This window comes from Desulfamplus magnetovallimortis (assembly GCF_900170035.1).
Lineage (GTDB): Bacteria > Desulfobacterota > Desulfobacteria > Desulfobacterales > Desulfobacteraceae > Desulfamplus > Desulfamplus magnetovallimortis.
Genome location: NZ_LT828540.1, coordinates 16,746 through 38,486 on the forward strand (window position 1 = coordinate 16,746; position 21,741 = coordinate 38,486).

At 42.1% G+C, this 21,741-nt stretch carries 21 protein-coding genes and 1 pseudogene; 21 read left to right on the forward strand and 1 reads right to left on the reverse strand.

Annotation, left to right across the window (positions count from 1 at the left end):
• Positions 1-384 precede the first annotated feature (384 nt).
• The 10 genes and pseudogenes from rho to MTBBW1_RS30250 form a co-directional block, all read left to right on the forward strand.
• Positions 385-1,632 carry a transcription termination factor Rho gene (gene rho, locus MTBBW1_RS00080; RefSeq protein WP_080797521.1) on the forward strand — a complete coding sequence of 416 codons (1,248 nt, stop codon included), beginning with the start codon at positions 385-387 and terminating at the stop codon, positions 1,630-1,632.
• Positions 1,633-1,767: 135 nt separating this feature from the next.
• Entirely contained in the window at positions 1,768-1,992 is a 225-nt protein-coding gene (gene rpmE / locus MTBBW1_RS00085; protein WP_080797524.1) for a 50S ribosomal protein L31, read from the forward strand.
• Between the two features lie 68 nt (positions 1,993-2,060).
• Positions 2,061-3,125 (forward strand): peptide chain release factor 1, encoded by a 1,065-nt coding sequence (prfA, locus tag MTBBW1_RS00090; RefSeq protein ID WP_080799593.1) that lies wholly within the window; start codon positions 2,061-2,063, stop codon positions 3,123-3,125.
• A 5-nt stretch (positions 3,126-3,130) separates the two neighbouring features.
• On the forward strand, positions 3,131-4,075 hold the full coding sequence (prmC, locus tag MTBBW1_RS00095) for a peptide chain release factor N(5)-glutamine methyltransferase (protein WP_080797525.1): 945 nt from the start codon (positions 3,131-3,133) through the stop codon (positions 4,073-4,075).
• 321 nt (positions 4,076-4,396) lie between these two features.
• On the forward strand, positions 4,397-5,221 hold the full coding sequence (gene rpsB / locus MTBBW1_RS00100; RefSeq protein ID WP_080799595.1) for a 30S ribosomal protein S2: 825 nt from the start codon (positions 4,397-4,399) through the stop codon (positions 5,219-5,221).
• A 103-nt stretch (positions 5,222-5,324) separates the two neighbouring features.
• Positions 5,325-5,921 carry a translation elongation factor Ts gene (gene tsf, locus MTBBW1_RS00105; protein ID WP_080797527.1) on the forward strand — a complete coding sequence of 199 codons (597 nt, stop codon included), beginning with the start codon at positions 5,325-5,327 and terminating at the stop codon, positions 5,919-5,921.
• A gap of 3 nt (positions 5,922-5,924) precedes the next feature.
• Positions 5,925-6,656 (forward strand): UMP kinase, encoded by a 732-nt coding sequence (gene pyrH, locus MTBBW1_RS00110; protein ID WP_222423957.1) that lies wholly within the window; start codon positions 5,925-5,927, stop codon positions 6,654-6,656.
• A gap of 201 nt (positions 6,657-6,857) precedes the next feature.
• Positions 6,858-7,415, forward strand: a complete 558-nt coding sequence (gene frr / locus MTBBW1_RS00115) for a ribosome recycling factor (RefSeq protein WP_080797530.1) — start codon at positions 6,858-6,860, stop codon at positions 7,413-7,415.
• On the forward strand, positions 7,405-8,178 hold the full coding sequence (locus tag MTBBW1_RS00120) for an undecaprenyl pyrophosphate synthase (protein ID WP_080797532.1): 774 nt from the start codon (positions 7,405-7,407) through the stop codon (positions 8,176-8,178). The genes frr and MTBBW1_RS00120 overlap by 11 nt, the downstream gene beginning before the upstream one ends.
• Positions 8,148-8,354 (forward strand): annotated as a pseudogene (locus tag MTBBW1_RS30250) (phosphatidate cytidylyltransferase); the annotation flags it as partial. The gene MTBBW1_RS00120 and the pseudogene MTBBW1_RS30250, both read left to right, overlap by 31 nt.
• Positions 8,355-8,491: 137 nt before the next feature.
• On the opposite strand, the gene MTBBW1_RS28960 reads toward MTBBW1_RS30250, so the two are convergent.
• Positions 8,492-8,698, reverse strand: coding sequence for a hypothetical protein (locus MTBBW1_RS28960; RefSeq protein ID WP_222423959.1), 207 nt, complete (start codon positions 8,696-8,698; stop codon positions 8,492-8,494).
• Between the two features lie 4 nt (positions 8,699-8,702).
• On the opposite strand from MTBBW1_RS28960, the gene MTBBW1_RS28965 reads away from it, so the two are divergent.
• The 11 genes from MTBBW1_RS28965 to MTBBW1_RS00170 all read left to right on the forward strand — a co-directional run bounded on the left by MTBBW1_RS28965 (position 8,703) and on the right by MTBBW1_RS00170 (position 21,687).
• A complete protein-coding gene (locus MTBBW1_RS28965) occupies positions 8,703-9,230 on the forward strand; it encodes a phosphatidate cytidylyltransferase (RefSeq protein WP_222423960.1) in 528 nt (175 codons plus the stop codon).
• Between the two features lie 4 nt (positions 9,231-9,234).
• Positions 9,235-10,398 (forward strand): 1-deoxy-D-xylulose-5-phosphate reductoisomerase, encoded by a 1,164-nt coding sequence (locus MTBBW1_RS00130; protein ID WP_080799598.1) that lies wholly within the window; start codon positions 9,235-9,237, stop codon positions 10,396-10,398.
• Positions 10,399-10,692: 294 nt separating this feature from the next.
• Positions 10,693-11,763 carry an RIP metalloprotease RseP gene (rseP, locus tag MTBBW1_RS00135; RefSeq protein WP_080797536.1) on the forward strand — a complete coding sequence of 357 codons (1,071 nt, stop codon included), beginning with the start codon at positions 10,693-10,695 and terminating at the stop codon, positions 11,761-11,763.
• Between the two features lies 1 nt (position 11,764).
• Positions 11,765-14,959 carry a phosphoribosylformylglycinamidine synthase subunit PurS gene (locus MTBBW1_RS00140; RefSeq protein ID WP_080797537.1) on the forward strand — a complete coding sequence of 1,065 codons (3,195 nt, stop codon included), beginning with the start codon at positions 11,765-11,767 and terminating at the stop codon, positions 14,957-14,959.
• A 2-nt stretch (positions 14,960-14,961) separates the two neighbouring features.
• The gene (locus tag MTBBW1_RS00145) at positions 14,962-15,882 is read left to right on the forward strand and encodes a phosphoribosylformylglycinamidine synthase subunit PurQ (RefSeq protein WP_080797539.1); all 921 of its coding nucleotides are present in this window, start codon (positions 14,962-14,964) and stop codon (positions 15,880-15,882) included.
• A 6-nt stretch (positions 15,883-15,888) separates the two neighbouring features.
• Entirely contained in the window at positions 15,889-16,023 is a 135-nt protein-coding gene (locus MTBBW1_RS29870) for a hypothetical protein (protein ID WP_281255600.1), read from the forward strand.
• A gap of 52 nt (positions 16,024-16,075) precedes the next feature.
• Entirely contained in the window at positions 16,076-17,704 is a 1,629-nt protein-coding gene (locus MTBBW1_RS00150; RefSeq protein WP_245809195.1) for a GspE/PulE family protein, read from the forward strand.
• Complete coding sequence (locus MTBBW1_RS00155; RefSeq protein ID WP_080797541.1) at positions 17,704-18,279, forward strand: HD domain-containing protein; 576 nt, start codon at positions 17,704-17,706, stop codon at positions 18,277-18,279. Before MTBBW1_RS00150 ends, MTBBW1_RS00155 begins: the two co-directional genes overlap by 1 nt.
• Positions 18,231-19,997 (forward strand): HD-GYP domain-containing protein, encoded by a 1,767-nt coding sequence (locus MTBBW1_RS00160; protein WP_139786606.1) that lies wholly within the window; start codon positions 18,231-18,233, stop codon positions 19,995-19,997. Before MTBBW1_RS00155 ends, MTBBW1_RS00160 begins: the two co-directional genes overlap by 49 nt.
• A 110-nt stretch (positions 19,998-20,107) precedes the next feature.
• Positions 20,108-20,869, forward strand: coding sequence for a motility protein A (locus MTBBW1_RS00165; protein WP_080797544.1), 762 nt, complete (start codon positions 20,108-20,110; stop codon positions 20,867-20,869).
• Between the two features lie 5 nt (positions 20,870-20,874).
• Complete coding sequence (locus tag MTBBW1_RS00170) at positions 20,875-21,687, forward strand: OmpA/MotB family protein (RefSeq protein ID WP_080797546.1); 813 nt, start codon at positions 20,875-20,877, stop codon at positions 21,685-21,687.
• Positions 21,688-21,741: the final 54 nt, after the last annotated feature.

Here is a 21,741-nt window from a genome sequence, read left to right on the forward strand (position 1 = left end):
CATGACAATACGATATAAACGGCCATGGCAAACTCATATGCCACAACGAAGCATGAAATTCCTTAAAAGCCTTAAAAGATGGGGGACTTTCTAATAACGGCCATGGCAAAACCATCTTGCCACAACGAAGCATGAAAGCCCTGAAAAAAACCTTGAAATACGGGGACTTTCTTATAAAAACGCATTGCTATTCATAGTCACAATCGAAGAAATGAGAGTCTTTTATAAAAACAAGCTTTTATGGAGACTTTTATAGGATTCCATTGCTGTGACAATATGCCAGGAAACTACAAAACAGAGTTTATCCATTCCATTCAATTAATCCATATTAAAATATAATCCATTGACAATTTCTGTTTGGAATAACAGTTACGGGGTATTTTCATGAATCTTGAAAATCTGCAAGGAATGAAGATCAGCGAGCTTACAGAGCTGGCTAAAAAGTATAAAATCAAAGGAGTAGGTGGGGTAAAGAAGCAAGAGCTAATTTTTGCCATCCTGCAGGCAGCCATTGAAGAGAGTGGACAGATTTATGGTGAAGGTACCCTTGAAATATTACCGGACGGTTTTGGGTTTCTGCGTGCTCCTGATTACAACTATCTTCCGGGGCCTGATGATATTTACGTCTCTCCTTCCCAGATTCGCCGTTTTAACCTGAGAACCGGAGATACTATATCGGGTCTGGTAAGGCAACCTAAGGACTCCGAGCGATACTTTGCTCTTTTGAAGGTTGAAGCTGTGAATTTTGAAAACCCGGAGCTTGCAGCCGAAACCATTTTGTTTGATAATCTGATTCCTCTCTATCCGGACAGGAAGATGAATCTTGAGGCAGCTCCTGATAATTATTCAATGCGTATTATTGATTTGATGTCTCCCATAGGTTTTGGGCAGAGGGGGTTGATTGTTTCTCCACCGCGTTCCGGCAAAACAATGCTTCTAAAAAATATTGCCAACAGTATGATTGCTGCCCATAAAAATATTGTACCCATGATTCTTCTTATTGACGAGCGTCCGGAGGAAGTTACTGATATGGCACGCTCTGTTGATGCCGAGGTGATCAGTTCAACTTTTGATGAGCCTGCGGAACGTCATGTACAGGTTGCAGAAATGGTTCTTGAAAAGGCAAAACGCATTGTGGAGCAGGGTCATGATGTTGTTATTTTGCTCGACAGCATAACACGTCTTGCCAGGGCCTATAACTCTGTCATGCCCCCTTCAGGTAAGATTTTGTCAGGTGGCGTTGACTCCAATGCCTTAGACAGGCCAAAACGTTTTTTTGGAGCTGCCAGAAATGTTGAAGATGGTGGCAGTCTCACCATCATTGCCACTGCCCTTATTGATACAGGAAGCCGTATGGATGAGGTGATTTTTGAAGAGTTCAAAGGTACCGGCAATATGGAGCTGGTTCTTGACAGAAAGCTTGCGGACAGAAGAATTTTTCCTGCAATAAATATAAATAAGTCCGGCACCAGAAAAGAGGAACTGCTTCTTGATCCCATGACCTTGAACAGGGTCTGGATTTTAAGAAAACTTCTTTCAAGTCTGAATTCTGTTGACAGTATGTCATTTTTGCTTGAAAAAATGGAAGGAACAGAGCATAATAAAGAATTTCTTGATTCAATGAATTCATGATTATTTATTTACATTGAAGCCCCCTCTTTTGTTGTAATCTGTTTGTCTCTATTATTAAGGGGGTGTTTTCACTATTCGGAATGGTCTCAATAAGGCCATGGTTGTTTAAAAAAAGCGTAGGAGTTTAAAAACAGTATGAAAAAAGATATCCATCCGGAATTTAAGAAAACAACTGCATCTTGTGCATGTGGTAATGTGTTGGAAGTAGGTTCCACTAAAGAGAATATCAAAGTTGAAATTTGTGCTAAATGCCATCCATTTTTCACCGGCAAACAGAAACTTGTTGATACTGCTGGAAGAATTGATCGTTTCAGAAAGAAATATGCAGGATTTGACACTCTGGCCACAGCACAAAAGTAGATACAAACATTTAACTATGGGGGAAACTAGTCTTTATAAGGCTTGTTTCCCTTTTGAGTTCCGGGATCATGATAACTAAACTAAAAGGTATTGAAGAGCGTTTCATCAAGCTTGAGCAGCTTTTGAGCGATCCCGCCGTCATGGGAGATCAAACCAAGTATCAAAAATATTTGAAAGAGCATGGTGAACTCAATAAAATTGTGGCAACTTTCAGGGAGTACCAGGATGTTTATCAGCAGATTGCTGATGCAAAGGAGATGCTTAAGGACAGTGATGCCGATATTCGGGAGATGGCCCGGGATGAACTGGATCTGCTTGAAGAAAAGCAGGATGCTCTTACATCTTCACTGAAATTTCTTCTGATGCCAAAGGATCCCCGTGATGACAAGAATGTTATTCTTGAAATACGCGCCGGTACCGGAGGGGAAGAGGCCGGACTTTTTGCTGCTGATCTTTTCAGGATGTATTCAAGGTACGCTGAGTCAAGGCAATGGGTTGTTGAAGTCATTGAGAGCAGTGAATCCAGTGCAGGAGGCTTTAAGGAAGTTGTTGCCATGATCAGGGGTAAGGGTGCTTTCAGCAGCTTTAAATTTGAAAGCGGTATCCACAGGGTTCAAAGGGTACCTGAAACAGAAGCTCAGGGGCGTGTTCATACATCGGCTGTAACAGTTGCGGTTCTTCCAGAGGCTGAAGATGTTGAGCTTGACATCAATCCTTCGGAGATCAAGGTGGATGTTTTTCGTTCATCCGGGCCAGGTGGACAGTCTGTTAATACAACAGATTCTGCGGTAAGGGTGACTCACCTTCCCACAGGTATTGTTGCAACATGTCAGGATGAAAAGTCCCAGATTAAAAACAAGATACAGGCAATGAAAGTACTTAAAGCCCGTATTCTTGATGCCATGGTAAGAGAACAGGAGGAAAAAAGAGCAGCCCAACGTAAGGATCAGGTGGGGTCAGGAGACAGAAGTGGCAGAATCCGTACATACAATTATCCCCAGGGACGAATGACTGATCACCGTATAGGGCTTACCCTCTACAGGCTTGATACTATAATGGCCGGAGATATTCAGGAAATTGTGGACGAGCTTAAAACTCATTATCAGGCACAGTTATTAAAGGAATCCCATTAGCACTCATGTCTTCCGGCAGGACAAACACCTCAGGCAATACCTTGTGGACAATAGTGAAGGTGTTGCAGTGGTCAGAGGGATATTTTAAAAAGCTAAATGTTGACAGCCCCAGATTAACTGCTGAGATTCTCCTTTCTCATGTTCTTGATATCCGTCGTCTTGATCTTTATCTTCAGTTTGACAGGCCTCTCAATCCTGACGAGCTTGCCGCATACAAAGAATTGATAAAGCGCAGGGTCAATGACAGGGAGCCTGTTGCATATATAACAGGTGAGAGAGGTTTCTGGAATGGTCAATTTATGGTGTCACCATATGTATTGATTCCAAGACCAGATACAGAAACTCTTGTGGAACAGACCGTAGAATATATCAGGGATTTGGAGAAAGATGGGCGTAAAATGAATATCCTTGATCTTGGAACCGGCTCAGGTGCTGTGATTGTATCTCTTTCCATGACTTGCCCCGGGCACTCTTTTTTTGCGTCTGATATTTCCATGGCCGCTGTCGAGATAGCCAGGCAAAATTATGTTCACAATTGCCTTTCCTCTGATGATGACACAAAAAAGGATTTCTCCTTAATCAATTTTTGGGTATCATCTTGGTTGGAAAGTGTACGTCCGGGCTTTAAATTCGATATTATCGTCTCTAATCCTCCATATATTCCCTCCAAAGATATAGCGACGCTTCAACCTGAAATCCGTGATCATGAACCTTTGTCTGCACTTGATGGGGGGCATGATGGTTTTGATTCATTCCGCCGGATTCTGGCATTTGCTGTAAATTATCTGAAAGAAGATGGCTATCTTCTCATGGAGATGGGGTCTGATCAGCGTAAACAGATGGAGGCTGAAGTTATGGGCTTTAGATGTTATGCTCCTCCATCTTTTATAAAAGATTATGCCGGACATGACAGGCTTGTTGTATTGAGGCGTTTATCTGGAAATTTATAGAATCAGATTTGAGCTGCTACTTAAGTAATTGGGTTTAATTAACTTACCCAAGCTCCCCATCGTAAGACTGTAAGAGGTGGCTGGAGGTGAGATGAATGGGCAAGTTATTAAAATCAATTCCTAAGTCCCATTGGCTGATAAATAAAAATGATTGAAAATATAAACAGAATTTGATAAATGACATAAGATTTTTTGCCCACACGGGTGGGCATTACTCACATTTTCTGATTCGGTGTCGGGTGCTGTGTGAAATACTCATGGTCAATACCGGATATGACGGAAATGGTGGAAAAACCTAAACTTGATAATTATGGAGAACAAATGGCTTACGTAACAATGAGACAACTCCTTGAAGCAGGAGTTCACTTTGGTCATCAGACCAGGCGCTGGAATCCCAAAATGAAACGCTATATTTTTGGAGCCAGAAACGGTATTTATATTGTGGATTTGCAACAGACTGTGAAGCTCTTCAGGGATGCCTATGATTTCATCGTTGATGTGACCTCCCAGGGGAAAAGCGTTCTTTTTGTCGGAACAAAGAAGCAGGCCAGGGAATCAATTTATGAAGAGGCCAATCGTGCAGAGACATTTTATGTACAGAATCGTTGGCTTGGCGGTATGTTGACAAATTTTCAGACCATCAAAAAGAATATCAGCCGTTTTGAGTATCTCAATACCATAGAAAATGATGGAACAATTGATGATTACCCCAAAAAAGAGCGGGTGCAGATGGCAAAGGAAAAGATGAAGCTTGAATCTGATATAGGTGGTATCAGTAAAATGAAATCCTTGCCTGGTGCTATTTTTATCATTGATCCTAAAAACGAGGCCATTGCTGTTCGTGAAGGTAAACGTCTTGGCATTCCTATTGTTGCTGTTGTGGATACCAACTGCGATCCTGATGATATTGACTATGTTATTCCTGGTAATGACGATGCCATACGGTCAATCCGTCTTTTTGCATCAAAGATTGCAGATGCATGTATTGAGGGACGTGAGAGATATGAGGAGAGACAGCAGGCAGGTTCTGACAAGGCATATGAAGGTGATGAAAAGCCCGGTGAATCCGATGATGATGAAATGACAGTTCTCTCAGATGGCACAGATGGGCCTGTGGTTGAAAAGATCAGAAGAAAAACAGCATAGAACTGATATATATAATATAGAACTGATATATATAATTCGGACTCCGGATGTACTTATCTCTAAAGTTTTTTTCCGGAGTCCTGGTATGAAGGAGTAAGTGAAAATGGCTGAAATTACAGCAGCAATGGTAAAAGAACTGCGTGACCAGACAGGCTCTGGTATGATGGACTGCAAAAAAGCATTGGCGGAAAACGATGGAGATCTGGAAAAGTCACTTGATTTTCTGAGAAAAAAAGGACTTGCAAAGGCCCAGAAAAGGGCGGGCAGGGCAACTTCTGAAGGGATTATATACTCTTACATCCACGCTGGTTCAAAGCTTGGTGTCATGGTTGAGGTTAACTGTGAATCTGACTTTGTTGCCAAGACAGAAGATTTTCAGGAGTTTGCAAAAAATATAGCCATGCATATTGCAGCAATTAATCCTGCAGGCCTCAATCCTGAAGATATCCCGCAAAGTGTTGTTGACAGGGAACGGGAAATATATCGTTCCCAGGCACTTGAGCAGGGCAAACCCGAAAACATTGTGGACAAGATTGTTGAAGGGCAGGTACAAAAATTTTATAAGGACTCATGCCTCATGAGCCAGCCATATGTAAAAGATCCCAAGAAGACTATTTCAGAAATGATAACCGAAACCATTGGAAAGATTGGCGAAAATATCCAGGTAAGACGGTTTGTTCGTTTTCAGTTGGGAGAATAAAACGTGAATATGAGACCTGAATTTGAACGAATTCTCATCAAGCTCAGCGGTGAAGCACTCATGGGCGATCAGGGGTTTGGCATTAAACCTGAAATGATTAATTATGTTGCCGAAGAGATCGCACAGGTTCATGCCCTTGGCGTTCAGGTCTCCATGGTTGTCGGGGGTGGCAATATTTTTAGGGGTGTGGCAGGCAGTTCTGCCGGAATGGATCGTGCGTCAGCCGATAACATGGGTATGCTTGCCACAGTTATAAATAGCCTTGCACTTTGTGATGCCCTTGAAAAGCATGGCGTTCCCACAAGGGTTCAATCTGCCATTGTTATGAACCAGGTTGCAGAACCTTTTATCCGGCGGAGGGCCATTCGACATCTTGAAAAAGGCAGAGCAGTGGTTTTTGCAGCAGGAACAGGAAATCCTTATTTTACAACAGATACGGCTGCTGTGCTGAGGGCACAGGAGATGAATGCCCAGATTCTTTTTAAGGCAACAAAGGTTGATGGAGTCTATGACAAGGATCCTGCACTTTATAGGGATGCATCTTTTATTAAAAAGATCTCTTATATGGAGGTACTTGAGCAGCAGCTCCATGTGATGGATATGACTGCTATATCTCTTGCCATGGATAACAATCTGCCGCTTCAGGTTTTTGACTTGAATCAGAGGGGGAGTATTATTGGTGCTGTTTGTGGAAATGGGGTAGGTACCAGAATTTATTCTGACGAGCGCCAATGACAGGAGATGCACAGCTTCAACAGGTTTGTTAGAAAGTCCCCATAACATATTGATATACAACGATTTTAATGTTTCGTTGTGATGCGTCAGAAAACATGGGGGGGATTAGAAAGTCCCCGCATTTTAAGGTTTTTGAGGATTTTTATGCTTCGTTGTGGCAGATATTTTTGCCATGGAAGTTATATCAGAGGAGATTGGTGTATGATTAAGGAGATATTTCAGGAAACTGAAGATAGGATGAAAAAATCTGTCAAGGCCCTTGAAAAAGAGATGAGCCGGGTTCGTACTGGAAGGGCTTCACTTTCCATGCTTGATGGTGTAAAAGTTGATTATTATGGTACTTTAACCCCACTAAACCAGATGGCATCCATTGCAGTTCCGGAGAGCAGAATGATTACTGTTCAGCCCTGGGATGTCAGTGCCATTAAAGAGGTTGAAAAGGGAATATTAAAGGCAAATCTTGGATTGACTCCATCAAGTGACGGCAAGATTGTCAGAATTTCTATTCCTCCTCTTACAGAAGAGAGAAGAAAAGAGATTGCAAAAAATGCCCGTCAGACATGTGAGGACTATAAGGTTGCTGTAAGAAATATTCGCAGGGACTCCAATGAAAATCTGAAGGCTCTTCAGAAGGATGGTGATATCTCGGAAGACGAAAGTTTTAAGGCACAGAAACAGGTGCAGGAGATAACAGACAGCTATATTGAAAAGCTGGACGCTGTTTTTTCAGCAAAAGAGAAAGAGATCCTTGAAGTCTGATCCTGATAAATGCCTTTACTATGATATTGATCCGGCCAGAATCCCCCGTCATGTAGCAATCATCATGGACGGTAATGGCAGATGGGCAAAGCAACGATTTAAAAATCGGGTTACCGGCCATGAGAAAGGTTCGGAAACGGTAAGGGCAATTGTTGAAATTTCCCGCCAACTTGGCATTCAAGTTCTGACTCTTTATGCATTTTCCACGGAAAACTGGGGCAGACCAGGTTCAGAAGTTTCTGCACTTATGTCTCTTTTGAAAAAATTCATAAAGTCAGAACGTTTATCCCTCCATGAAAAAGGTATTCGTCTCGGAATAATCGGTCAAAAACACCGTCTTCCCCGTGATGTTCAGAATGAGCTGGATATCACCATGGATTATACTTCCGGCAATAGGGATATGTTGCTCAATCTTGCCTTGAGCTATGGTGGAAGGGAAGAGATCACCCGTGCGGTCAGAAGCATTGCAAGAGATGTCATGGAGGGCAAAATTCTCTGGGATGATATATCTGAAGAGTTGATTTCTGCTCATCTTTATACCGCAAACCAGCCAGAACCAGATATGATAATTAGAACCAGCGGTGAAATGCGGCTGAGTAATTTTCTTCTTTGGCAGGCAGGTTATGCTGAAATTTTTTTTACAAAGACCCTGTGGCCTGATTTTACTGAACAAGAATTTGCCTCCATGGTGAAAGAGTATCAGGATCGGGATCGCAGATTTGGAAAGGTTGTATGCTCCTCAAACGATGGCTCACCGCAATAGTACTAATACCTTTATTACTGTTAATTTTGCTTCAAGGATCTTCCCTTGTCTTTTCTGTTCTTGTGACAGTTGTTTCCATTATTGGAATGTCCGAGTATTTGACAATTATCTCTTCCAAGCTTAACCATCAAAGTGCTTATCCCACAACTTCTAAAAAAACGGTCTCCCTTAAAATCAAGGTTGTTGCCTATTCCTCTTGCCCCTTGATCATTGCTGCTGCTCATATGAATTCTCCTGCAATGATTGTCTCTGTCATTGCCTTTAATGTAATCTGTATGGCAGTTGCTGTTTTAATTGAATTCGGTGACAAGAGTCACGGAAACATTATGTATTCGTCCGGACAAACATCTTCTTCGTCAGGACAAACATCTTCTTCGTCAGGGCAAACATCTTCTTCGTCAGGGCAAACATCTTCTTCGTCAGGGCAAACATTTTCTTCGTTAGGGCAAACATCTTCTTTGCCAGGGAAAACCACTTCTTCGTTAGGGAATATCTCTTCATCTTCCTCCGTAAAAGACACATCCTTGTCCTCCAAAAAAAATGTTACTATGGGACACTCTGTATTAAATGCTGTATCAGCCCAGATTCAAGGGATAATATATCTTCCTCTTTTTTTCTCTTTTCTTGTTCTGATACGTTGCAGTGAAAACGGAGCACACTGGATAATCTGGTTGTGGCTTATTGTTGGTTTCAGCGATACTGGGGCCTATTATGTAGGCACATATATGGGCAAAACCCCACTTTCTCCCCACATCAGCCCTAACAAAAGTGTGGAGGGGGCAATTGGAGGCATTGCAGCAGCGGCTTTTATTGGAGGTCTTTACTCACTAATATTTATTGACAATGCCTCTTTGCCTGTTTCAATTCTTTTTTCAATGGTTGCTGCTGCCGCAGGTCAGCTTGGAGATCTCTTTGAATCCTCTCTTAAAAGAGCTGGTGCCATAAAGGATTCTGGAACCATACTTCCGGGTCATGGAGGGATACTGGATCGCTTTGATGGTTTGCTTTTTGCTGCACCAGTGGCTTATATTTTCAAGGTCTTTTTGTTGTGATATTATGAAAAAAAGAGTTGCTGTTTTAGGTTCCACAGGATCAATAGGCAGAAGTGCCCTTGATGTTGCAGCCATGCATCCTGATCTTTTTGATGTAACGGTTCTTGCATGTGCAAATAACGTTGTCAGGCTTGCTCATCAAATACAAACATTTAAACCAGAAATGGCTGTGGTTTTAACTGAAGAGCGGGCAGATGAGCTGAAGTCCATTCTTGATGGAATGCAAGAGGATATAAGGCAAGTTGATATAGTGTGGGGAGAAGATGGGTATGCCATGGCAGCTTCCCATGAGATGGCTGATGCTGTATTGCTGGCAATGGTGGGAGCAGCCGGTTTGATGCCTGCACTTGCCGCCATTGAAGCTGGCAAGCATATTGCTCTTGCAAACAAGGAGACCCTTGTTATGGCTGGTGAAATAGTCATGGCCAGGGCAGCGGCAAAGGGCATTACAATATATCCGGTTGACAGTGAACACAGCGCAATTTTTCAATGCCTTGAGGGAAATGCATCAAAGTATCTGAAAAAAATATTTCTGACAGCATCTGGTGGGCCTTTCAGGAACACTCCGCTGGAGAAATTCAAAAGCATCCGACCCGAAGATGCTCTTAACCATCCCACATGGGATATGGGAAGCAAAATTACAATTGATTCTGCCACTTTGATGAACAAAGCCCTTGAAGTTGTTGAAGCTGTTCACCTTTTTAATACTCCGGAGGATAAGGTGGATGTTATTGTTCATCCACAGAGTATTGTTCACTCAATGGTAGGCTTTAAAGATGGTTCAATAATTGCCCAAATGGGACTGCCAGACATGAGAGCCGCCATCTCCTATGCACTGGCATGGCCTGAACGTCTGGAGCTTGAACTTGAATTTCCTGACTTTGCATCCATTGGAAATCTTCTTTTTGAAGCCCCTGATACAAGTCGTTTCCCCTCTCTTGAATTTGCCCGCGAAGCTTGCAGGCAAGGGGGGACACTTCCCGCTGTTATGAATGCTTCCAACGAAATCGCTGTTCAAGCATTTCTGGATAATAAAATTTCTTTTCCGGAAATTTTCGACATCATAGAAAAGAGCATGGCAGACCATCGCAATAAAACAGATTTGGATATAAAAAGTGTATTGGATGCAGATAAATGGGCAAGGGAAAAATCATTTTCCTTAATATAGATTTCCAGAAAAATATTTTGGCATTCTCAATTCTGAAGGGCAACCACAAGGGCTTGCCCATACTGCTTGCTAATTTAATTATCTGGAACAGTATATAAGGTACATGGCGGATATCCGCCACAATCGAAGAGTTGGAAGTCATTTTTTAAACAAGTAGTTACGGAGACTTTAAGATAACGTACATGGCTGTTAACCGCAACAATCGAAGTGATGAAAGTCGTTTTAAAAACAGGCTGTTACCGAGACTTTCATACAAAATAACAGCTCTGGATTGCGGAAGGAAAAATTTTTGATATGGGACACTCAATAATAGCCTTTATTATTGTTCTTGGTATCCTTGTTTTTTTTCATGAGCTTGGGCATTTTTTGCTGGCACGTTATTATGGTGTTGGAGTTGTCACTTTCTCACTGGGCTTTGGACCAAAAATATATAAAAAAAATGTGGGCTTAACTGAATACTGCATCTCCTTGATTCCCTTGGGTGGGTATGTGAAGATGGTGGGCGAAGAGCCAGGAGAGCCGATTCGTTTTGAGGATATTGATATCTCATTCAGTCAGAAGCCCCTTTTTCAAAAAGCCATGATTGTTGCAGCAGGACCTCTTTTTAACTTTATCCTTGCATTTTTGCTGTTCTACTTTATTGCCCTGTTTTCAGGACTTTATGTTATCAAGCCGGTGGTGGGTAAAGTTGCGGAAGATACTCCTGCCCATGTAGCAGGTATTCAATCAGGGGACACCATTACAGGGGTGCATGGAGAGCCTGTCACTTCATGGGAAGATATGGTGAATCTCATTGGAAACAGCAATGGAGATCCCCTTGAGCTTCTTGTTGCCCGTGAAGGAAGAGAATTTACAGTCATGGTGACTCCGGAAGAGAAAATTGTAAAAAATCTCTTTGGTGAGGATAAAAAAAAGTACATGATAGGTATTGCCGCAAAGGGAGATATACTTCATATTCCGCTTAACCCCTTTCAGGCAGTGGGGGAAGCTGTTAAGCGTACCTGGCAGATTTCTCATCTTACCATACTTTCAGTTGTCAAAATTGTTCAGGGAACCGTGCCAGCAGATACACTGGGAGGCCCCATCATGATTGCACAGATGGCCGGAGAGCAGGCTAAGGCAGGGGTTGCAAGCCTCTCTTTTTTTATTGCCATGCTCAGTGTCAATCTTGGGATTATTAACCTTTTTCCCATACCGGTTCTTGATGGCGGCCATCTTCTTTTTTTTGCAATTGAGGGCATCACAGGCATAACTGCAAATGAATCCATAAGGGAAAAGGCAAATCAGATTGGCATTGCCCTTCTGGTGGCCTTGATGGTTTTTGTTTTTTATAACGATATAATCAGAATTTTCAATGGTGGATAAAATGATTTCCTGTATTGAAACGGCTCTTAAACCAGAACTTCTGGATGCAGAAGCTGTAGGCTTGCAGCGTAAAGCCATGGACTACTTCAATATCAATATTCATGATGGACGAGTTGTTAACCTTGTGACCATTGAGGCAGAACTCTCGTTTGATGAGCTTAGGGCAATAAAAGATGAAATTCTGACCAATCCGGTTATCCAGATATCTTCCCTTGAGAATCCTCTGGAAATAGGGTTTGACTGGTGCATATGGGTGGGATTCAGGCCCGGTGTCAGGGATAATGCCGGAAGTACTGCACAAGAGGCTGTAAAGGATCTTTTAAAGCGGGATTTCAGGGCAGGAGAGGGCATCTATACCTCAAAGCGCTACTGCATAACCGGAAACGAACTTACCAGAGAAGATGTTGAGAAAATTGCAGGGGAGCTTCTGGCAAATCCTATTATTCAGCAATGGAAGGTTTTTTCATATAGAGAGTGGAAAGATACAGGAGAAAAAAGCAATAATATCTCCAAAGCTTTGGACTCAAGCTCAGTCAAAAATTTTGACTCAAGGCCAGTTGGCCTTGCCGTTCCAAAGGTCATGCTGAACCACGTTCCGGGTTTTGATACCATCAATATCGAATCTGACCAGGCACTTCAGAAGATAAGCAACGAGAGAAATCTTGCATTGAACCCAAGGGATATTCCTGTAATCCGTCAATATTTTCTTGACCCTGATGTAAGGGAGTCCAGAAATAGGGTGGGGCTTTCTGAGCCCACAGATGTTGAACTTGAATATATCTCCCAGGCCAGAAGTGATCACTGTAATCACAATACCTTCCGAGGACTTTTTAACTACAGAGATATTTCAACCGGTGAAACAGCAGTTGAGAAGAATCTTTTTAAAACCTACATACAGGAGCCAACACTGCAACTTAAGGATGAAAAAGAGTGGGTTGTTTCTGTTTTATGGGATAATGCCGGTGTCGGGCGTTTTGATGGTGAAAACAACTATGTAATAACAGGTGAAACCCACAATTCACCTTCCAATATGGAAGCCTATGGCGGTGCAATTACAGGTATTGTGGGGGTATATCGTGATCCCCTTGGCACAGGGCTTGGTTCAAGACTTATTATGGGAAGCTATGGTTTCTGCGTTGGAGACATCAATTATAACGGCCCTCTAAAGGCTCCGCTTCACCCAAGAAGGCTTTTAGATGGTGTTGTTGAAGGGGTCAAGGATGGGGGAAACAAAAGCGGAGTTCCTACAACTTTTGGACAGACTCTTTTTAATGATGGCTATATGGGGAAAAGCCTTGTTTTTGTTACAGCTCTTGGAATTATGCCGTCACATGTAAACGGAATGCCAAGTCATGAGAAAAAAACCGAGCCAGGTGACCTTGTTGTAATGAGCGGAGGAAGGGTTGGAAAGGATGGCATACATGGCGTGACAGCCTCTTCCGAGGTTTTATCAGAAAATACCCCGGCAGGACACGTCCAGATCGGAGATCCTTATACCCAGAAGAAAATGCACGATTTCCTTTTGATTGCAAGGGATGAGGGGCTTTTTGGCTTTATTACAGACAATGGTGGTGGTGGGCTTTCATCATCAGTTGGTGAGTCAGCCATGATAAGCAACGGCTGCGAGATATGGTTAGACAAGGTTCCCCTGAAGTATGACGGTCTTGACATGTGGGAGATATGGGTATCAGAATCCCAGGAGCGCATGACAATAGCTGTTAAACCAGAGTATATTGACCGTTTTATGGAGCTTTCAAAAGAGCACGAAGTGGAAAGTACGGTTATCGGCACCTATACAGACAGTGGCAAACTTCATATTTTATACAATGAAAAAACATGCGCCTATGTGGATATTGATCTTCTTGAAAAGGGATTTCCACAATGGGAGTTTGATGCTGTCTGGGTACCACCTGACATAAGGGGCTTAACAGAACCTGTGTTAAAGCCACCTTCTGGAAAGGCAGGATACAATGATCTTCTTTGCGATATGCTTGCAAGGCCAAATATATGTTCAAAGGAGTGGATTGTCCGGCAATATGATCATGAAGTTCAGGGTGGAAGCGTCATAAAACCACTTGTGGGAATTAATAGAAATGTCCCATCTGATGCATCTGTGATCCGCCCTGTTTTGACATCGGAAAGAGGTATTGTTTTTTCCCAGGCCCTGCTTCCATGGTACTCAAAAATAGATGCCTACCACATGATGTCATGTACAATTGATGAGGCTGTCCGCCGTATTATTGCAGTTGGCGGATCTATTTCTCATATAGGGGGAGTTGATAATTTCTGCTGGCCTGACATTCAGCACCATCCGGAAAAAAATCCTGATGGCCGTTTCAAGGCAGCCCAGCTTGTAAGGGCATGCCGTGCATTGAAAGATGCATCTTTTGCATACGGCATTCCGCTGCTTTCCGGCAAAGACAGTATGTATGTGGATGGATATCTTCAGGGCAAATATGGTGACTCTGTAAAGGTTTCTGCACTTGAAACTGTTCAGTTCTCGGCAACTGGAGTTGTTGAAGATATTAAAAAATGTATTACTTTAGAACCGAGGATGCCAGGAGATCTTGTTTATGTGCTTGGTGTTACAGCCGATGAGCTTGGGGCATCGGAATATTACGAACTACTTGGCAAGACAGGTCTCAATGTTCCTGAAGTTAACTTTAAGCGTTTTAAGGTAATATATAAGACCCTTGAAAAGGCAGTTGACTCAGGCATTGTGGCTTCAGCCCATGCTGTTGCAAGGGGAGGGCTTGGGGTTCATTTTGCTTTGAGTGCCATTTCATCTGGCATGGGCATGGATATAAATCTTGATTCTGTTCCTCTGTCGCCGGATCTTTCATCGGCAAAAGAGAGTAATAGTATTGATGGTTTTCCTGGAGATGATTTGCTTCTTTTTTCAGAGTCTTCAGGAAGATTCATTGTCACAGTTGCACCTGAATACCAGTCTGTTTTTGAAAAGCTCTTCAAGGGCCTTCCATGTGGTTGTGTGGGCAGGATTTCTGATACTCACTCTAACCTGAGAATTCAAGGTATTAAACCCTGCAAAATCGAAGCTGTGAAATCTGTCAAAGCTGAGGATTTTAAAGATATCAGTACTTTGGATGGAAAAAATATGGATAGCTTTCTTATCATTGATACGCCTTGTGATTACCTTGAAAAGGTGTGGCAGGCTCCCATGGGAGGGATGGTATAGTGATGAACCGTGCAAATGGTAAAAAAATAAAAGCTGTTGTTCTTACAGGATTTGGCCTTAACTGTGATATGGAGACAGCACACGCCTTTGAACTTGCCGGTGCAGAGGCCCACAGGGTTCATATCAACATGCTGATAAGCGGCAAGGTGGATCTTGATTCATTCCATATACTTGCCCTTGGCGGTGGATTCAGTTGGGGGGATGATCACGGGGCAGGTGTTATACAGGCCTTGAAACTGAAAAATCATCTTGGTGATCAACTGCTCTCATTTATTGATCAGGGTAAACTTGTCATTGGAATATGCAATGGTTTTCAAACCCTTGTAAATCTTGGTCTTTTGCCTGGTATTAACGGTGACTACAAAACACGTTCTGTTGCTCTTACCTGGAATGATTGCGGAAATTTCAGGGATCAATGGGTAAACTTGAGTGTCAACCCCAAAAGCCCATCTCTTTTTACCAGGGGCTTATATGATCTATCCTCTGATAATCTTGCGCTTCCTGTTCGTCATGCACAGGGTAAATTTGTGGCGGACAAAGTTGTAATTGACACTCTTATTGACTCTGACCAGGTTGTTTTACGATATGCAGATATCCATGGAAAACCTGCCATGGGTAAATTTCCTGAAAATCCAAATGGTTCCATACATGATATTGCAGGTATCTGCGATACAACAGGCCATGTTTTTGGATTGATGCCCCATCCGGAAGCCTACAACCATTTTACAAATCATCCTGACTGGCAGAGTGAAATTGAAATTTTAAAAAGAAGGGATAAAAATGACCGAAGTGATAATAGAGATGTGAATTTCCATGGCAACTGTTTGGCTTCCCTTCCTTCTCCTGGGCTTAAAATCTTCATGAATGCTGTAAACTATCTTTCCGAAAAGTTTGGAGAGCCTCTATTGAACCAAAAAAGTTAAAACATTATGGTTTCATCAAAAAGAGTCTGTACAATTCTTGTTAATGAGGGTCTTATATCCAGAGCACAGGCAGCAGATGCCATAAGAAGAGAGCCCAAAAATAAGGGAAATTATACAGCAGCAGAGAAAAGAAAAAAATAAGAATGGTGGAAATACAAATAATGCTACTTTATCTGTCTCTTTTATAGATGTTTTGCTGGCACTCAATTTAAAACGTGCTGACAAACCAGCAATTTCCATTGATGAAGATATCCTGTATGAAACCATCTCTACAGCTCTTGGTTTGCCCTATAAAAAAATTGATCCACTAAAACTTGATCTTAATCTTGTCACAAAAACCATTCCCAAAAATTTTGCAATGAAGCATCTTATGCTGCCTGTTGGAATGGATCGGGGTAATCTTGTTGTGGCAACTTCAGATCCTTTGAATCGTGAGGCTGTCACAGATATAGAAAGGGCTACAAGTTTAAAGGTCAATCTCATTGTCAGCTCCAAATCCGACATTGAGAAGATGATTGCCGACTTTTTCGGCTTCAAGCACTCCATAAGTGCTGCTGAAGAGCAGTTTTCCAGAAAGGGTGTTGATTTAGGCAATCTTGAGCAGTATGTTCACTTAAGCTCCTCTGATGACCTGCCATCTACTGACCAGCATATTGTTAATGCTGTCAATCACCTCTTTACATATTCCTTTGAACAGCGGGCAAGTGACATTCATGTGGAACCCAAAAGGGATACTTCCATTGTCAGGATGCGCATTGACGGGGTTCTGCATACGGTGTATGAGCTTCCTAAAAAAGTCCATAACGCTGTTTTGAGCAGGATTAAAACTTTGTCCGGCCTTAATATGGCGGAAAAAAGGCGTCCCCAGGATGGCCGTATCAAAACCGAAAAAGAGGGTGTTGAGGTGGAGATCCGTGTCTCGACAATTCCTGTTGCTTTTGGCGAAAAAGTTGTAATGAGGATCATGGATCCTGATGTACTGTTTCAGAAGCTGGAGGAACTCGGGTTTGAGCAGGACGATTTTTTCAAGTATAAAAAAATGGTTCAGATGCCACATGGCATTATTCTGGTGACAGGCCCCACAGGAAGTGGAAAATCCACAACTCTTTATTCTACCCTCCGTATGCTCTCTTCCCCTGAAGTCAATATTGTGACAATTGAAGATCCCATTGAGATGATTCATGAAGATTTCAATCAGATTGCTGTTCAGCCGGCAATTGATGTCACTTTCGGGACTATATTGCGTAATATTTTGCGTCAGGATCCCGATATTATAATGGTTGGTGAGATCAGGGATCTCCAGACTGCCCAGAGCGCTGTACAGGCTGCTCTGACAGGCCATCTTGTGTTATCCACGCTTCATACAAACGATACTCTGTCAACTGTGACAAGGCTTTTGGATCTTGGGATTCCCCCTTTTTTGATTCACTCATCCCTTACCGGTATTATTGCACAGCGGCTTGTCAGGGGAATATGTAGTAACTGTATTGAAACGTTTGAGATAGATGTCCGTAAACTCCATGCAATGGGGTTTAATATACATAATCCGCCTGAAACTGGTAGAGTGCTTTTAAAGAGAGGTAAGGGATGCGTCTATTGCCGACATACAGGTTATAAGGGTAGAAAAGGTGTTTTTGAGGTTCTTCCCTATTCTGAGGCATTAAAAAAAATGACCACTTCAGATGTCAGCCTTTCTGATCTAAGAATGGCTGCTCAGCAAAAAGGGTTTATATCCCTGAGGGAGCGTGCTGTGGCCAAGATGCTTCGTGGAGAAACCACTTATCAGGAAGTATTGAGAGTTACCTGGGAGCAAGAGTATTAATGAAAAGAGTTGTGGATTTTTTGTTTGAGACAAATATATTGAAAGAGCTTCCCCGCTCAGGTTATACATTTTTGGGAACTGGCAGGGAGAGTGTGGCAGAGCATATTTTCATGACAACCATGATATGTTTTGTGATATCCCGCATGGAACCTGAAGTTGACAGGGAAAAACTTATCACAATGGCGCTTGTGCACGATCTTCCTGAAGCAAGGACAGGGGATCTCAATTATGTTCAAAAACAGTATGTTCGCCCCCTTGAAGATAAGGCAATGGCAGATATGTCCAAGGGACTTGATTTTGGAGATGAGCTTAAGTCCCTGCTTGATGAATTTAATGAATCTTCGTCAAAGGAAGCCAGACTTGCACGGGATGCAGATCAGCTATCCTTTATGATGGAACTTAAAAAGCAGCATGACATTGGTGCTCTTTCACCGGAAAAATGGCTTCCCTTTATTGAGAATCGACTTCAGACTGACACTGGAAGAAAAATTGCCGGAAGTATCATGGCTTCCAGTTGGGATGACTGGTGGTTTGCAAACTATTCAGAGCCTCTTCCTGCCGGAAAAAATACCTGAATGTTTTTAAAGTTATCTATCTGACAATGAAAAATAAAAAAATCAGGGAACAGACTAAACTTTTATATTTCTCTTTTTCAGAGAAATCAAAATTGCCTTCAATTATGGAGGCTGGTAGGGAATCCTATATTCTGGAAAGAGTTGATGCCGATACTGAACTTTCAGTAAAACAAACTTTTAAAGAGCTTACAGGTATTGGCAAGTTTTCGGATGAGATGCCTTTATATGATCGTGGGCTTTTAGAAAATAACCTAAAGATTTCAGAAAACAGTCAGTGGCTTTCAGAGAATAATCAAAAGTTTTCAGAGAATAATCAAAAGTTTTCGGAAAATAACCAAAAACTTTTAACTATTGAGGGAGAAGATTCATACTTATACCGAATTTCTACTTTTAACCCTGACATAATAATCTTTGATTTAACTGCATGTTCAAATATTACAGCCTTTTTTGATTGCACAACATTGCCGGATAACATGACTGTCACAATCGAAGATGTGAAAGCATCTGAAGCAATAGAACCCAACAGAGACTTGCACAGAAATATTTCAGAAACAGAGCAAGGGAGTTTAAAATTAACTGAAAAGCTTGTGCCAGCAATTCCCTGCATGGTGATTTTTCAATCAGATCCCGGATCTGATATAAGATCTGTGTGTGTGAAAAATGGGATTGAGTTTGTTTTTTATCCATACTCTTTCACAGAAATTGACGGCAGGATTGTTCAGTTGCTTGAAGGCAGGCTTTTAAATCAACATGTTACCTGGCAGGAGAGGCGGATTTCAAATGCAGTTGAGCATATTGATAAACTAAAAGCAAAGTTGAGGGTTGTTGAGAAGCGTTTTTTGCGTGAAAAGGAGCTTCTTCATAATTCCCTGAAGCAGATCAATGAGATGAGCCGTGAAAGGGAGCAACTTAAAAAAGAGCTTAACAATTTCAGAAATGCACTTTCTGCAAATATCAGGGGATTACAAGATCTCTTATCCTCAATGATTGAGTCAAGAAACGGGCAACGAATAGGGCACTCCCGCAGGGTTGGCGAAATTGCCCTTTTTGTTGCGGATAAAATTGGCCTTGGAGACTCTTCCCGTCAGGATTTGGTTAAAGCTGCCATGCTCCATGAGGTTGGAATGCTCTTTATTCCGGACAGGGTGCTGGACATGGATTACAAAAAGCTTTCCCGATATGAGCGAGATATGCTGGATCTGCATTTTGTAAAGGGAGCCGGATATCTTGAAAAATGTCAGGGGTTTGAGAAGACAGCCGGAATTATCTGCCATATTAATGAAAATTCAGATGGTAGTGGTTTCCCTGATGGTTTGAAAAAAAGGTATATACCTCTTCTGTCAAGAATTTTGACAGGAGCTGACGTTCTTGATACTTTGTGGCTTGATCATTTTGAGAATCAGGAAGCTGTCAAATCTCCTGTTGATTATCTTCTTTCTAAGCTTGAAGATTATGCGGGAATAAGGCTTGATCCTGCCATTGTTAACTATCTTGAAAAATATGTTGTAACTGTTTTGGGCCACGACAGTGTTCGGCTTCGCGAGGTTGCAATTTCCGGACTTAAACCAGGAATGGTAATTGGTACCGGGCTTTTTACACGTACCGGCACAAAACTTTTGACCCCGGGAACACGTTTGACAGGAGAGATAATTGATATGTTGATTCGTTATAATCGGGAGTATCCAGTTGACGAAACGGTCTATATTAAGATTGAATAGAAGGTAATGCTTTGTCAGGACTTCAATTTTTGATGAATCATCTTTTCGACTGATATCAACCCAACTGCTTTGGGGCATTACTCTTGATTTTTTAAAAAGGGTGAAATTGTATGGATCTTGCAACCATTATTGGAATTTTGCTGGGTATTGGCGCTATTATTGTCACTATTCTCCTTGGAAGCGGCCTTGGACTTTTCATTGATATTCCGTCCATAATGATTGTATTTGGAGGGACACTTGCTGCTACATTTGTGGCATATCCTCTGAAAGAGGTGCTTGGTATAATCAAGGTTACAATGAGGCTTTTTATTTTTAAAATTGAAAAGCCCGAAGATATTATTGCCAATCTTGTGGAGATTTCCAACAAGGCCAGAAAAGGCGGGCTTCTTTCAATTGAGTCTGACATTAAAAATGCATCCGATCCTTACCTGGCAAAGGCTTTGCAGATGACCGTTGATGGAGTAAAAACAGGTGATATTGCAGCAATCATGCAGAGCAAGATGGCTCTGGCAAAAAAGAATCTTAAGTCAGGATCTGATCTCTATGCAAGTATGGGATCGTTTGCCCCTGCCTTTGGAATGGTTGGTACTTTGATAGGACTTGTACAGATGCTTGCTAACCTTGATGATCCTTCAAGTATCGGTCCTAAAATGGCGGTTGCTATGATTACAACATTTTACGGAGCCATTCTTGCCAATTTGTTTTTTATTCCCATGTCAGGTAAGTTGAAAATACGCTGTGATGAGGAGATTTCAAACATGAATATCATATATGAGGGGGTTATTTCCATAAGGGAAGGAGAGCACCCAAGATTGATGGAAGATAAACTGAGTGTCTATCTTGGCCCCAACCATACACCTTCTGAAGAGTAAAAAAAATGGCTGAAAACGAAATTTCCGAGGAAGAGGCTCCTGCTCTTTCGCCGCCTGCCGATGACGACGATGAAGGAGGAGGTGGTGGAGGTTCTCCGGAATGGATGGGAACTTTTGCCGATCTTGTAACTCTGCTAATGTGTTTTTTTGTGCTTCTGTTTGCCATGAGTACCACCCAGCAGGAGACATTCAAGGAGCTTGTGGAGTCATTGAGAAGTGCCCTTGGTGTACAGGCTGTGCCAGAATCCGGAACCCGTGAAGGTCTTACCATGCACACAGTGCCGTCTGAGCCTCCTGTTGAAAAACAGGAAATTGACGAGATGGGAGGCATGATTCAGAAGGAGCTTGAAGAGATAGTAAGCGAGGTTCGGGAGCTTGTCATGTTTAACAAGCTTGGCGGACTTGTCAATGTGTCGGAATCAGATATGGGTGTTGTAATTACCATGTCAGATTTGTTGCTGTTTGAGCAGGGCGGGGTAAAACTCTCCGAAATGGGATATGATGTACTTAAAAAGGTTGCATCGGTACTTTCACGACTGGCCTATCATGTAAAGATCAAGGGACATACTGATAACACCGTTATTGCATCAGAAATGTATCCTTCCAACTGGGAGCTTTCTGCAAGCCGTGCAAGTGCTGTGGTAAGACTTCTCATCGAAAACGGGGTTGACCCAAGATACATTTCTGCTGAAGGGTATGCCCAATACCATCCTGTTGCCACAAATGATACAGAACAAGGAAGGGTTCGCAATCGAAGGGTTGAAATTGTATATGAGCGGGACAGTATAGCCCGTACATTTGCCGGCATGGATAAATAGTTTAATAATATAGGAATTTTCATTTTATCTCTTGCAAAAGCAAGAGATTATGGA